Here is a 15,359-nt window from a genome sequence, read left to right as displayed (position 1 = left end):
CCCGGGCGGGGGCCGCCCGGCCGTCCGGCGCGTCACTCACCGCCGGGGTGCCTGGCGGGGGATCACGGTGTCCTCGTCCTCGTCGTCGTAGTCGTAGTCGTTGTCGTCTTCCGGCGGTGGAGCCCAGCGGAACCCGGAGGGAGGCACCGCGGAATAGCCCGTGAACGCCATCCCTCCCGAGACCGGCGTACCCGGAACGCCCGAGCCTCCCGGAGCCGGCCCCGGACCGTGGGTGTAGCCGTATCCATGGCCATAGCCGTACGTCGCGGGCGTCCCGCTCCCCGGAAGCGTCCCGGTGGTGTACGCCGGGTACATCGGCATCCCGGAACCCCGGCCGGCCGAACCGCCCGGAGCGGGGGCGGGGGCGAGCACGAAGTCGGTGGCCGGCGGGGCCGAGTAGGTCGGGTAGGTCGCGTACGCCGTCCCCGCCGAGACCGGGACTCCCGAACTCGCCGGGGTCCGGGGAACCTGCGCGAAGCCGCTGCTGCTGCCGCCTGCCGTGTCCCACCACGCCTGGCGCCGGGGGCCCGAGGACGACGGCCATCCGTGGCCCGACTCCCCGGCCGACGCGTAGCCCTGCGAGGGCACCGGGAGCGGCGAGAAGGAGAACCTTCCGGTCGCGCCGGGAGAGGGAGCGTAGGAACCTTGGAGGTCCATGCCCGGGGAGGGCAAGGAGAGGGACTGGCCCGCCAGGGCGGTGGCCTCCCGGGTCAGGCTCTCGAACCATCTGGGGTCGGACACGTCCCTCATGATTTCCCGCGCCGCGTTACGGGCCGACTGCTCGTTGTCCGTCTTCGGGCCGAACAGTCCCACCTTCTTCTGCGCCTCCGCTGATCTCTGCTTCGCGAGAAGTGCCTCGACTCTTCGTTTCGTCTCCAGATGGCCGTCCTGAATCGCCTGGGCAGCATCCACCAGACCCTGCGGGCCGGCCGCTGTCGCCAAGTGCTCCGCATCGAAATTCGCTTGCGCCATCACCATTCCGTAGGCCTGGATGAGATTCTTGTTTCTCTCACCGTTCTTCAGACCTCGAACGTGCAGGCTGTGCCCCTGCGTGACTTTGGCCAGGCGTTCATTCGCCAAAGCCCTGTAGATCGTCGCCATATCGATCCACCCGCGCCCGGTGGCGAGCTTCTTTTCCTGGACCCGCACGGAAGTCACCGAGTTCGCGGCCTGGAACGGCATGTGGTTGTCCTGGCTGAGGATCCTCCAGTCACCGTCCGGATGACGCCACATGAAGTTGGTGGCCTCCGGCATCAGTCCTGGGACCGCCGTCATGTACTGCTCGTGCCCGAACCATTCGAAGGGATTTCTCCCGCTGCGGAACTGCTGGGCAGCCGCCACATTGCTGCTGCTGCCCGGAGACTGGTAATGCCAGGCGGTGAAGTTGCCTGGCACCGGACTCACGGTCACCGCCAGGGCACAGCCGTTCATCCCGGGAGTGAACACGAAGTCGGAACTCCCGAGGGAACCAGCGCTCCCGCGCACCGGGATTTCGGTATGACCGACACGGCTGTCGGGATTCGAGGTGGCTCCCTGCAGATACGGAATGAAGTGCGCCCTCACATACGATTCCGAAGGGCCGCTCCGAGGAATACCGATCCGCATGACGATCGCCTGAAGGGCCGGGTCGCTCTCCCCGAACGTCTCCCAGTATTTTTCCACCGCCGGGGTCAACAGGTAAACCGGCTGACCACCTGTGTCGGTCCGTCCCGAGGACTTGGTCAGTGTGAACCAGTGCTGATCCCGGCCGCTCATCCAAGCGACGAACGCGGCCGCATCGGTCTGGGACATGTCCGACCGTGCACGCAATCCCTCGTCCAAGCGCACGATCAGCACGTTGTTCTCGAGGAATCTCCTCGGTGAATCCTTCAGATGATCGAGCGCCTCTTGCCGGGACAGTCCGTGCCAGTCCACCGCTGCCGGGTTCGTAGCGGAGCCCGTCGCCACCGTTCCGTACTGCGAGTAGGTCGACGCCTGTCCCCAGGTCGTGCCGTGGCCGCCGGTTCCACTCGCCGCCCCCCTCGCCCCCGCGTCCGAACCGGCATAGATGTCGACCGGCCTCGGCTTCCGCACGCCGCCCTTCCCCTTGCCGCTGCCGCCGGCCATGTAGCCGCGTACGGCCCTGCTCCGGCCCTGGGCCAGTTGCCTGGAGAGTTCCTCGGCGTGGTCCTCGGCGTCGTGCGCCTGGAGGTCGAGGGCGACCGCGTACACGGCGAGGTGTCCGGGGTCCAGGGTGGCGAAGTCGGGCTCGGCCTCCGGTTCGAACGGCGCCAGCTGCTGATGGGTGCGGACGATGTTGAGGGCCAGGGTGATGTCGTCCGGGTCCGGGGTGCTCTGCGACCACTGGGTGGCGAGGTGCTTGCGCATGGCCGTGAAGCCGACGGTGGAGCTCCGGTCGGTCGGGGCGGTCGGATCGTGGGGTTCCGTCCAGTGGAAGCGTCCGTCGGACAGGACGAGTCGGCGGGAGCCGAGGCCCGGGCCTGCCGTGTGCCGTGTGCCGTTGTCCAGGTCGAAGAGCGTGAGGTCGTGCGTGAGCAGGGAGCTGATGCGCTCCAGTGCCAGCACCGCGATCTGCGGGGTCCAGCCGTCGGAGCGGAGCAGCAGGAGCCGGGTGTACTGCAACGGGGTGAGGTCGTCGGGGCCCAGTGCGCGGGTCCCGTCGTCCGTCTCCCGGCCCACCGTCTCCGGGGCGCCGATCAGGTCCAGTTCCTCCGTGGACACGGTCAGTCCTTCGGCCGGGAACGGCGCGAGCGGTTCCCGCACATCGTTTCCGATCAGGTCGGCGGCCATCTCCTTGCGGAGCCCGAGCACGATCTCCGGGTCGGGGGTGCCGTCGTCGAGATACCAGTCCGTCTCCCCGCGGATCGAGTCGCGGTGGGCGGTCAGTACGGCCTCGACGAAGCCGTTGCCGGGGACGGGCGGGGAGTGCAGGGCGAGGAAGTCACCCTCCAGGGGGACGACCTCGACGGTCGGACCGCTCCGGTCCTTGTCGGCCAGGGTCGCTTCCTCGCGCCTGTCCTCACGCCCGTCCTCGTTCCCGTCCTCGTCGTCCTCCCGGGCAGGCCAGTCGACGGTGACGGTCGCCAGGCGATGGGTCAGGGGGTCTTCGTAGAGCTCTCTGGGGGTGTCGTCGTAGACGTTCTCGACCGTGAAGTCGTCGATCGTCAGCGGGTCGGCCACCCCGGGCTGGAGTTCCGCCAGCCTGCTGATCAGGGCCTGTTCCACCGCGGCCCCGGTGTTCACCGCCCGCAGCGTTCCGGTGGCCTCGGCCGTGTTCCGCCCGTTGCCGCGGCCCGCGACCCGGATCACGGTCGGTTCGCCGCCCGGCGTCCGCTCGCGCAGGGCCCGTACGGCGATCCGGTCCACGAGGTCCTCGATGGCCTGACGGCCCTGGTCGGACACCGCCTTGTCGCCCCGTTCGAACAGGATGCGGGTCGGGGTCTCGGCGAGTTCACGGCGGTCCCGGTGGCCGTCCTCCCGCAACGACGTCCAGGTGACGCCGTCGGGACTCTCGTCGCCGAGGGTGACGATCGCGGTGCGGCGCTCGTAGGGGTCCATACGGCGCTGGTCGGTGGTGTCCTCGTAGCCGTGGAGGACCGTGAGGTCGCCGGTGGTCAGCGGGACGCGGACATCTGTCTGGAGTGTCCGCAACTCGGCCGCCAGATAGGCCTCCAGGACCCGTGCGGTGTTCTTCGCCCGCGCCTTTGCGGTGTATCCGGCGTGGTCCGAGCTGTTGCCCCGGCCGCGTACCCGGATCGCCCGCGGTGCCCGCCCGGCGGCGTGGTCGCGCAGCGCCTCCCGGGCCACCCGCCGGGCCAGCTCGCGCAGCGGCTCGTGGGCGCCGTCCGCCATCGTGCGTGAGCCCTTCGGGAAGCGGACGGTCAGGGGCTTCTCCTCCGGGGACTCCGAGGACGCCGAGGACGCCGAGGACGCCGAGGAGGCGAACTCCCGCTCCGCGGGCTCGTGTTCCGGCTCGTCCGTGCTGGGGGCGACAGGCGGGAGCGGGGGCGGGTCCTTCTCGGTGTCCGCCTCGGGGCTCGGGGCGGTGGAGGACGTCTGGTGCCTGACGAAGACGGTGCCGCCGGAGACGCTCGCCGTGATGGTCCGGCCGCTTCCGGCCGCGGGCGCGGCGTGCAGGTCCGAGGTGCCGGACGGGTTCGCCGCCGGGGCCGGCCCGGTGAAGGTCCCGGGGGCGGGGGCCGCCAGGGGTGCGGTGGTGAGGGCGGCGGGGGTGCCGTAGAGCCGTTGCAGCAGGGGCAGGAAACGCGGCTCGTGCGTGGCCACCCAGGCGGCGCCGTTGTTCCGCGGACGGCCGGTGAACGCGTCCGTGCCGGTGTTGAGGTCCAGGTAGGCGTTGGTCAGCTGGACGAAGTAGGCAAGTTCGTTGAGGGAGGAGAGGTTGTCGGTGGGGGTGCCGTTCAGGTCGGCGCGGAGGCCGTCGGGCCAGGCGGTGTGCGCGCCCTGGTCCTGGCGGAACCGGTAGCCGGCCTTGATGCGACGCCGGTCGTCGGGGGAAAGTGCCAGCTCGTAGAGGGTGTGGCCGAGAATCCGGACCGCATGGGCATGCCCGGGGTCCGTCACGGAGGACGCCGAGCCGGTGTCCAGGTCCTCCTCCGCGATCACCGTGGCCCGCACGCCGCCCACGGAACGTGCGGTGTCCCACTCCACGCCCTCGGTCGTCGTGGTCCCTCGCAGGTCCCGGTAGTCCGGCAGCTCCGTGAGCGCGGTGTCCCGCGGCAGCACGGTGAGATGGGCGCCGCTCTTCAGCAGCCGGGCCGTGGTGCCGGGATCCGCGAGCAGACCGGCGAGCAGGGCGCGTGCCTGACGGCCCGCTGCGACGGACCCGGACGGCACGTCGACCATCAGGTGTGCCGCCGTACGCGCGAACTCGTCCGCGGTGAGGCCGGCCCCGAGGGTGTCCACGAAGCCGTGGTGCACCGACAGCCAGCGCCGGTGCTCGGGCGCCAGGCCCGACAGCGCGTCCTCGCGCGCCCGGGCGTCGAGTCCCGGCAGCTCCGCCATCAACTCCTGGGCGTTCGGGGGTGCCGTGACCTCCGTGCCCGGGGCCGTCGTCGTGGGCGTGTCCTCGTCGAACATGTCCCGGAGGGCGGCGAGAGCCTCGTCCTGCCGGACGGTGGTGTCGACCGGGTTGACCGGTGCGTCGAAGCGCGCCTGCTCCGGCGGCCCGTACAGGGCTTTCAGAAGGGGCAGCACGGTCTTCTCGTTCCGCTCGACCCAGTCGCCACCGTTGTTCACCGGCAGGAGGGTCGCGCTGTCGTACCCCGTGTTCGCGCCGAAGTACATGGCGCTGATCTGGGCGAAGAACTCGTCGACGGACGTGGAGGAGTAGTTGTCCCTGGGGTTGCCTAGGGCGTCGCGTCTGACGCCGTCCGGCCAGGGGGTGTCCAGGTCGCCGGCACGCCGGGCCTGATAGGCCGCGTCGACGATGCCGCGGGAGGCGTCGTTCAACGCGTAGTTGTACAGGGCGTGCGCCATCTCGTGGACCGTCGTCGAGGATCCGTCGGGAGCGGCACCGCTGCCGACCGCGGACGTCTCGCCGAGCAGATTCTCCTCGGTGATGACGACGGTGTTCCCGGCGTTCAGGCCTCGCACCGTGGCCAGGTCGCGGCCGTCGTGGGTGGTCCGGCCCCGGAACGCCTGGATCTGCGGCAGATCGGTCACGGGCATGTGGCTGGGCAGCACGACCACGCGCACACCGTTGACCAGCAGGCGTGCCGCCGCCTCCGGGCTGGCCAGCGTCCGGGCGACCTGTTCGACCGCCGCCGCCCGCACCGAGGCGGGACTGTTGACCTCGGCCGGCACGTCGATCATCAGCTGTGCGGCGAGGCCGGCGAACTCGGGGGGCGTGAGCGTCGCCTTGAGCTGGGTGATCAGCTGCGTGTCGGAGGCCAGGTGTATTCGGGCCTGCGTCCTCAGCAGGACCACCTGCCCCTGGGCGGCGAGGCGGGGCAACGCCTGGACCGCACGGGCCCTTTGGACGGCGGCGGCCTGCTGAGCCGCCGCCGTGGGGGTCGCGAGCGGGACCGGGGGCGCGATGATGCTCGTGGCACCCGGCGCGTTCACGGCGTTCGCCGTAGTCGCGTTGCCCGCCGTGCCGGTGGTGCTGTCACCGGTCGCGAACGGCGCGGCATGCAGTTCGCCCGATCTGTCGGACGGCGTCCCGGCCGACGCGGAGTTCGCCTCGCTCGGCGTGTGGTTCACCGCGCTCGACGCGGAGTTCACCTCGCTCGACGTATCGGACGAGCCCGGGGACGGCGCGGGCCCGTACAGGCGCTCGAAGAGCGGGATCAGACGCGGCTCGTTCGCGGCCATCCAGGTGACGCCGTTGTTCCTGGGCCGTCCCGTGACGGGGTCCCGGCCGGTGTTCGTCCCCAGATAGGCACTGGTCAGCTGGCCGAAGTAGGCCACCACGTCCGTCACGGAGTAGGGGTCCGCGGGAGCACCGGACAGGTCGCGCCGGATGCCGTCCGGCCACGACGCGTCGGGCCCCTGGGCCAGCCGGGCCCGGCGGGACGCGATGACAAGACGCATGTCGGGCTCGGACAGGCCGTGGGCGAAGACCGTGCGGGCCAGCAGGACGGCCACACGGCCGCGGTCCCCGCCGGCGCGTGCGGACGGGTTCCCTCCCTCCCAGGGCCACAGGGCCTCCTCGGGCAGGGCCGTGGTCCGGACCGCGCTGAGCTCCGTGACGTCGTCGTAGACACGTCCGTCGGACATCGTGACGCCGCTCAGATCCCGGAACGGCTCCAGCTCGGTGATCCCGTCCCCCACCGGCAGCACCGACACGGACACCCCGGCGGCGAGGAGCCGCTGCGCCACGTCGGGGTCGGCGAGCAGCCTGGCCAGCAGGGTCCGCCCGGTCTCCCGGGCGCCCTCCGGGTCGGTCGCCGAGTCCGGGACCTCCACCATCAGCAGGGCCGCCGTCGCGGCGAAGTCGGCGGGCGTCAGCGTGGACCTGAGGTTCTCCACGAAGCCCTGGTGCAGCGCCAGCCAGCGCCGCTCCTCAGGTGCGAGGCCCGCCAGGAGCGTTCCCTGTTCCTCCGCCCCCGTCCGTACGATCCGGTCCATCAGGCCGTCGGCGTCCGCGGGCGCCACGGCGTCGGACCGTGCGGCGGCGGCTGTCCGGTAGAGGTCCTGGGGAGTGTCGGGCTCTCCCGCGCCGAACAGGGTGCGCACCCCTTCGAACCCCCGGTTCGCCGCCGCGACGTCGTCGACCGGGTTGACCGGTACGCCGAACCCCTCGCCGGTGACCGGCCCGTACAGCTCTTCGAGAAGGATGAACAGGTCGGGTTCGTTCACGGCCACCCAGCCCGGACCGTTCTCGCGCGGGCGCTGTGTGTCCAGGTCTCCCCCGTGGTTGACCCCCAGATAGGTGTTGGTCAGCTGGGCGAAGAACTCGTGGACGTCCGTGGAGGCGTAGTTGTCCCGCTTCCTGTCCAGCACGTCGCGGCGGATGCCGTCCGGCCAGGTGATGTCGGCTCCGGCGGCCAGGCGGCTGCGGTAGGCGGTCCCGACGCGCGAGAACTCGACGTCGTCGAGAGCGAGCTTGTGCACGGCGTGCGCCAGCTCGTGCACGGCCGACGAGTACCCGTGCGGGTCCGTCGCGCCGATGCCGGTCTCCCCCAGCAGGTTCTCCTCGGCCACCACGACGAGGTCGTCCCGGTGGACGCCTCGGATGCCGTCGATCGGACGGCCTGCGGAGTCGGCCCGACCGCGCGAGGACTCGAACTCCGGGAGATCGGTGAGCGGGGTGTCCCTGCCCAGTACGCGCACCCGTACGCCTTGGAGCAGCAGGCTCCGCGCCACGCCGGGGTTGTGCAGCACGCGGGCGACGAGGGCGTGCGCCGCGTCGCGGGCCGCGACCGGCTGGAGCACCTCGGGCGGTACGTCGACCATCAGATACGCCGCGAACCGGGCGTACTCCCGCGCGGGCAGGCCGATGATCGCCGCGTCCTGGAACTCGGTGTCCTGCGCGAGCAGGGTCCTGGCGTCGACGGGCAGGCGGACCAGCTCGCCGGAGGCCAGCCAGTTCCGGACGGAGGTCGCCGCGAGTTCCGGGGTGACCGGCTCCGGCTCGTTCTCGTCGTCGTCACTCGCGGCGAGGCCGTCCGTGGAAGCCTCCGGGGCGTCCATGTCGGCCAGGTCGGAGGCGGCGGTGCCCGTCGCGACGGCCGGGCCGGTGTGGACCTGGCCGCCGGAGACCGTGGTGACCCTGCTCTTCGGGAGCGGGGGCGGGAGTTGGCCCGGGATCGGGGGGCCGGTCGGGGCGGCGCGGTCGACCTGGTTCTCGCTCTCGTCCGTGAGCCAGCCGCTGTGTGCCCAGCGCCTCACCTCGAAGGGGTCCACGGCGGCGCCGTGTTCGGAGCCGTCGATCTCGCCGAGGCCGTAGGTGGCGATCTGCTCCTCGACGGCCCGGGTGAAGGTCAGGGGGCCGGTCAGGAAGGCGCCGCCCGCGGCCAGTTCCTCCGCGTTCCAGGTGACGATGTCGTCGTCGATCGCGTCGATGACCCGCCGGAAGAACGACGACTCGGGCACGGTCGACATCAGGGCGTTGCCGAACCGCCCGTGGGTCATGGCGTACGACGCCACGTCGACCATGCTCATGTCTTCGGGGCGCAACCCCAGTTCCCGGGCGAACTCCGCGCGCTGTTCCCGGAAGCTCGACCGGTCGCGGAACATGGGGCCGATGAGCGGGATGTCCGAGCGGCCCATCTTGCGCGGGTCCGAGTTGAACTCGACCATTCCGGGTTCGAGGTCGACGTCGGCGTAGGTGCCGCCTTCGTACAGCATGATGGCGAGCCGCGTCACGTCCGAGGCGACCGGGAACGCCTGGGGGTTCGTGCGCGCCCGGTCGTAGACGGAGCGCAGCTTCCTCAGACGCTTGTTGACGAGGGTGAAACCGGGATCACCGTCGTCGGTGGGCGGCCGGTCGGGCGGGAACAGGTCGCGGACCGAGCGGAATCTGATGCCGGCCTCCTCGAACGCCTGGCCGGTCTCGTCGGTCCAGGTGCTCAGCGACGACTTCTCCTCCCTGCCCTTCTCCATGGTGACCGGGGTGGTGTCCGTCCACATCTGTACGGTCCACCCGTGGGTGCGGGCCACCTCGGACCAGGACAGCACGTTGGCGACGGCGGCGGGCGACAGCGGGCGGCCGACCCAGAAGAAGTTGACGGTCTTGGGCGGGGTGCCCGTCCTGGACCATTGCCGGGCCAGGTCGAGTTCTTCGCCGACCCACCTCTCCAGGCTCCGGGCGTGGTCCTGGAACCGTGTGTTCTCCAGCCGGGCCGCGCGCTTCCTCAGCCGGTCCTGCACGATGCGGACGGCACTGAGCCGGGAGGTCCGCCCCAGTTCGACGACCCGGTGCATCACGGTCTGCATCTGTGCCGTGGTCAGCGGGCCGTTCCAGCGCACCAGGTCGCCGACGGGGGTGCCGTCCGGCGGGGGTTCGTCCCGCAGCGGGGACAGGTCGGGGAAGAGGCGGCGTACGGCGTCGTACGTCTCGTTCTCCTCGCGCGTCGCCTCGACCGGGTTGACGGGGCCTGTCCGCAGGAGCGCGGGACGGGGCCCGTAGAGGCGCTTCAGGAGGTCTTTCAGGGGGCGCTCGTGGGTGTGCACGTACTCGAGGCCGTTGTTGCGGGGGCGTCCCGTGGCCGCGTCGGTTCCCGTGTTGACGCCGAGGTAGGCGTTGCTGAGCTGGGCGAAGTACTCGAACGGGTCGGTGGCGGAGTAGTTGTCGGTGGCCCTGCCGTTCAGGTCGAGGCGCGGTCCGTCCGGCCACTGGACCTCGGAGCCCAGCCCGGTCTTGTCCTCGAAGGCCCGGTCGACCGCCGCACGGTCCTCGTCGGTGAGCCCGTATGTGTGGACCACGTGGGCCAGTTCGTGCGCGGCCGTCGAATAGCCGTCGGCGTACTCGCTGTCCGGGAGCGCCGAGGTCTCGCCGAGGAGGTTCTCCTCGCTGATCGCGGTGACCCTCCCGGAGGTGCCCCGTACGTCGTCCCAGACCCGGCCGCCGGACAGCGCCCGCCCGGCCAGGGAACCGAACGGTGCCACATCGGTCAGCCGGACGTCCTTCGGGATCACGGTGACACGCGCGCCGCTGGTCAGGACGCGTTCCGCGGTCGCCGGGTCCTGCAACAGGGCGGCGAACAGGCGATGGGCCTCCCGGCGGGCGGAGACCGGCTGGTCCACGCCGGGCGCCACGTCGACCGTGAGGATCGCGGCGGTCCGTGCGAACTCCCGGGGGCTCAGCGCTTTCCGCAGAGCGTGGACCACCTCGTGGTCCACGGCGATCCAGGCCCGTTCGTCGGCGGTCATGGCGAGCAGTGCCGCGTGTCGCCGGGCGGGCGTCATCACCACGAGGGGCAGGGCCAGGGCGCGGGGCTGCCCGAGGGGCCTGACCCGGACGGGCGCGTCGACGGGCGACGCCATGTGCTGCTGTCCGGTGGTGACGAACGTGGTGCCGCCGGACACGGGGGGCGGGGCGGGCAGCGCCCGGTCACCGGACGGCCGCCCGAACCGTGAACGGCCCCGCGCGCGCGGGTCACGCCGGGGCACGTTCTCCGGCGGAGGCTGGTTCTCCGCCAGCGTCCGGGACAGTTCCTCGGCGACGGCGGGCTCTTTCGGGTTGCGGAGGAGGGCGGCGGCGACGGCGTACACCGCGCGGTGGGAGACCGGCAGATCCCCGAACTCGGGGTTCAGCTCCGCTCGGAATCCGGCGACCCGCTGGTGGGTGCGCACGATGTTCCGGGCGATCTCCAGGGCCGCCCCACGCCCGGGGTTCCGCGCCCCCTCCAGATGGGCCCACTCGTCGTTCAGGACCGTCGAAGTGAGCTCCTCCTGCGCCGAGTTGGGCGGCGAGCTGTCGACCGTGATCCGTACGGCGTTCGCGGGCCGGGGGCGCGCCCGCTCGTTCCTGGAGAGTGCCGCCGTCTCCGCCCTGCGCCGGGCCGGGGCCCCCGTCTCGATGAGGAAGTCGTCGACGGTGACCGGGTGGGTGCGGTACACGGCCTGCTTGTCCCGCAGGACCTCGGCGAGCCGGGCACGGACATGGCGTTCGACGGCCTGCTCGCGTACGGCGCCCTCGTCCCGCGTACGGGTGCCGGGCAGCGCGAACCGGGCCCGGGGCGCCGGGTCCGTGTCGATGCCGAGCACGGGCAGCGGCCTTCCGGTCCTCGCGTTGCCCAGTGCGTGCTCCGCGGCCAGTTCGACCATCGTGTCGAGTGCCTGGATCTGGGCCGGCCCGATGTCGGTCGCGCGCTCGGGGAAGGTGACGACGACGGGTTCGACCTCGACGGAGACCTGGCGACGCCGGGCGGCATCACGGCGCGAGCGCGCGGAGAAGCCGGCGCCCAGCACCGAACCGGGCGGTGCGGGCGGGCCTTGGTCGGCGGAGGGAGCGAGGGCAGGGATTGCGGAGGAAGCCGGGGTGGCGGAGGAGGCCGGGGTGGCGGAAGGGGCGGGGGCTCCCTGTGCCTGCGTGGCCATTGCGCCGAGCCGGTCGGCGGCCTCCGGTGAGAGGTCGTTCAGCCGGGCGAGCAGGTTGTCGCTGGCTCCCTTGTCGCGCAGCACGGCGGAGAGCGCGGCCAGTTCGGGACGTACGGGCCGGGTCCAGGGCGCGGCGGGGGGCACGGTGCCGACCGGGCTGTCGCCGGTGAGAGGGATGCCGGCGATCGTCACGGGTGCCGGGTCCTGGACCGCCCCGCCGACCGGGTTCATCGCCGAGTAGTGGTTGCCTCCCTCGTAGAAGACGTACAGGGAGCGCGCGGCGGACGGGTTCAGCGGATTGGCGAAGGCGAGGTCGTCCATGCCCTCGACGGGCTGCACCGGTGTGATGTTCAGATCCAGCGCCAGGGCGGTGAGCTGCGGCACCTGGTCGTAGAACGGGGTCGTCCACATGTCGACGTTGCGTGCGGCGCTCTCGGCGGCGGCACTCGGGGTGAGCGCCTGCATCTGCCGGAGCTCGGGGATGCGGCCGAGTCCGCCGTGCCGGCTGGTCAACCGGGTGTAGAGGGCCTGGCTCTCCGGGGTGACCGTGGCGAGTTCGCGAGCCGCCTGTTCCCGCAGGGCCGTCAGCCGCAGGTCCGCGACGAGCCGCCGACGGTCCTCCGGACGGATCAGTGCCGGGTTCGGGGTGAAGCCGGGCAGCAGGTCGGCGGCCATGCCCGCCGTGAAGTCCCCGATGACCGCCCGGTCGGCGGGGTCGGGGAACCGGCCCTCCAACTCCCGTACGAACTGCGGCCTGCCCAGGGCACGGTCGATCGCGACCAGTTGCTCGGCGGTGGGCTGCGGGGCCGTGGTGCCGAGGATGCCTTCCAGTTCCACGAGCGTGAGGTCGTTGACGAGCACCCGGAGAGGGGAGGGGCCCGAGTCGAGTTCCGCGCGCCGCGCGACCGCCGCCGGGCTGTCGCCGGCGAGCCAGTCGCCCACACGGTCCCGCAACTGTCGTACGGTCAGGCCGGCCAGGGGCGAACCGGGCACCTGGCGGGCGAGGCCGGCGAGCATCGACGTCATGAAGCAGTCGCCGTCTCCCCGCACCCGCAGCACTTCGAACGAGCCGTCGTCGATGTCGACCGTACGGAACACCTCGCGGGGGGCGTAGCCCGGCAGGGAGGTGTCCGGTCCGCGCCTGGTGGCAGTCGCGGGCACGCTCCGGTCACGACGCGGCGCGTCGGGGCCGCGGGACCCCATGGGCTGCTGTCGCGGCCTGGTACGGGCGCCGGGCGCCGTGTCCGTCGTCGCGCCGGTGCCGGTACGAGTGCCGGGGGCGGGTGTGGCGATGGGGCGGGCGTCGGGCAGGGAGGTGGCGGTCGCGACGGTCGGGCGCTGCCCTGTGCCGGTCCGCCGCGAGGGCTCCGCGGGGCGGTTCTGTGGTGTGGGGTCGGTCGCCCGGCTGCCCGGCTGGTTCGCGGTGCCTCCCGGCAGGGTGGGGAGACCGCGGGGGCGGGTCTGTACCGGATCCGTCGAGGTCGCCGTGGTGGCGGTGGGGACCGAGGTGGCGGTGGGGACCGAGGTGGCGGTGGGGACCGAGGGCATCGCCGCCGGGGGCGTGTCCGTCGAGGTCTTCGAGGTTGTCGGGGGCGTCGCGCTCGTCGTGTTCGCCGTATGCGTTGTGGTCGTGGTCGTCGTGTTCTGGCGGGACGGCTCGGTGGAACGGTTGCCGCTGGATTCCGATCCGGCCCGGACACGCGGACCGAACATGCGCCCGGTCCGGCTCGGACCACCGGAGGTGCTCCCGCCCGCCGTGCCCGACGATTCGGTCGTTCCCCGCCCGGAGCCGCCCGGGAGATAGCCGCGTTCCGCCCGGGGCCGCCCCTGGGCGAGTTGCCGGGAGAGTGCCTCGGCCCGGTCGACGTCGTGGTGCGTGCCCAGGTCGAGGGCGACCGCGTAGACGGACAGTTGGCCCGGGTCCAGGTCCGCGAAGGGCGGGCTGTCGGCGGGTTCGAAGTCCGTCAGCTTCTGGTGTGTGCGAACGATGTTGCGGGCCGTGCTGATGTCGCCCGAAGTCGGCGTGTTCGCGGCCCAGGCTTCGGGGAGCTCCTCGCGCAGGGCGGCCCACCGTGGCTCCGCGGAATCGTCGGCGGCTGGGGCACGGGTCTGGGCGGCCGGAGAGGACGTCGTGGACGGTCGGTCCGTCTCGGCGGACGGGGTGCCGGTGGCGCGGGCCGCCTCCGGGGCCGCTGCGGTACGACCGTGGGGAGTGCCCGTGTTGGTGCGGTTCGCCTCGGACGGCGGTGTGTTCACGGCCCGGTTGCTGTCGGCCGCGGGAGAAGTGGCGTTCCCGGAAGGGGCGTTGGTCCCGGTCGGGGCTCCCGGAGAGGCCACGGTACCGGGTGTGGCTCCCGGAGAGATCCCGGGCGTGGGCTGTCCGGTGGCGGGCAGGGTGGTCGTGCCGGGCGCCGTGGTGTCCTCGGCGGGCGTGCTCCCTGTGGTGTCCGGCCGCTCGGTCCGTCGTACGTCGTCGTGCACGGCGCGTTCCGTGACGAGCCGTGATCCCGGGTTCCCGGCCGTACGGGGGGTCTGCGCCGACTCGGTGTCGGGCGTGGCGGTGCGGCCGGCGCTCGGCACCGACTCGGTGGTGGGGGCCGTCACGCCGGGCGCGCCGATCCGGTCGAGCACGTCCGGGGCGTTGACTTCGGTGCCCAGGGACGAGCGGGTCTTGACGCCGACGCCGCCGGTGGTGGTGCCGGTGGTGGCGGTGCCGGTGCCACCGGCTGTCGTACCGGACGTCCCGCGCGAGGCGGTGGGGACCACCCCGCCGGTCACACCGCCCGTGTTCTTCGCCTGGAGCGCCGAGTCGTCGTAGGCCTCGCGGACGCTCCCCACTCCATGGGTCACGCCCCCGCCCAGCAGATCCGACGTCTGCTCACTGACGGCCGAGGTCCAGAACGTCGTCGCGAAGGCGCTCCACGAGAACGGCGTCCCGAAGAACGCCATCGCCAGCAGCGTCTCCGGCAACGCCTCCGTCAGACCGTCCGCCACGAACTCCGACACCCGCCGTGGCGACGCCGCCAGCCGTGCTCCGAACGACTGCGGCGAATTGGCCGTTGTGCCCCCGCCGCCCGGCAGATCCCGCCCGGACTTCGACGTCACGTCCCCCGACAGGTCCTTGAACAGCCCCCGGCTCTCGCTCTTGGCGAACAGCCCGTTGAAACGGTCCGCGAAGTTGCGCAGGGGGCCCGACAGCCAGCCTGCCGCACCGCCGAAGGCGGCGCTCTGCCACACCGCCCGCCAGTCCACCCCCGATGGCCGCATGTCCGGATCGTTGAACGCCATCAGCCCCAGCCGCACCACCAGCGTCTGGAAGGCCTCCTCCAACGCCTCGCTCAGACTCGGCATCAGGTGCGTCCGGCGCAGGAACAGATCCAGCGTCGTCAGGAAGATCGCCGAGCTCCGCGCCTTCGCCTGCGCCGCCTGGCCCGCCGCCGCCGGGTTGATCCACGCCGTGGCCGCCAGGATCGTCAGCTCGATCACCAGACGGATCAGCTCCGCGATGATCTGCCACTTGCTCTCCTGGATGTTCAGCGACTGGTCGCGGTGGCCCGCCGCCACGCTCCGCAGGCTCCGCTCGTACTCCCGGAGGTAGTTCGTGCCGCCGTTCGATCCCGTCAGGACCGACATCGCCCGCTCGTACTCACGGCCCGCGTCGCCCGGCAACGAGTCGCCGATGTGCGCCACCGAGTAGTGGATGTCCTGCTCCAGCTCCCGCATCCGACGCCCGAACTCGGCCAGCTTCTGGCTGGAGACCCGTGCTCCCGTCTCGCTCGCCTGCGGAAAACCCGTACCGATCAACGCGATCAGGACACCGTTCATCGCCTCCGAGACCCTCAGATCACCCATGG

1 protein-coding gene is annotated in these 15,359 nt (G+C 72.1%); it reads right to left on the bottom strand.

Going from position 1 to position 15,359, the window contains the following annotated elements; all coding sequences use genetic code 11:
- Positions 1 to 36 precede the first annotated feature (36 nt).
- On the bottom strand, positions 37 to 15,357 hold the full coding sequence (locus tag ABT070_RS40695; protein WP_351767993.1) for a WXG100-like domain-containing protein: 15,321 nt from the start codon (positions 15,355 to 15,357) through the stop codon (positions 37 to 39).
- Positions 15,358 to 15,359 lie beyond the last annotated feature (2 nt).

It is taken from the genome of Streptomyces sp. NPDC002884 (assembly GCF_040295245.1).
GTDB lineage: Bacteria > Actinomycetota > Actinomycetes > Streptomycetales > Streptomycetaceae > Streptomyces.
Note: the sequence above shows the minus strand (reverse complement) of the source record. Positions and strands in the feature narration are given on the sequence as shown.

Bases quoted from the DNA above. Each gene is read 5' to 3' on its own strand.
- ABT070_RS40695 (WP_351767993.1), bottom strand. From the start codon at position 15,357: ATGGGTGATCTGAGGGTCTCGGAGGCGATGAACGGTGTCCTGATCGCG.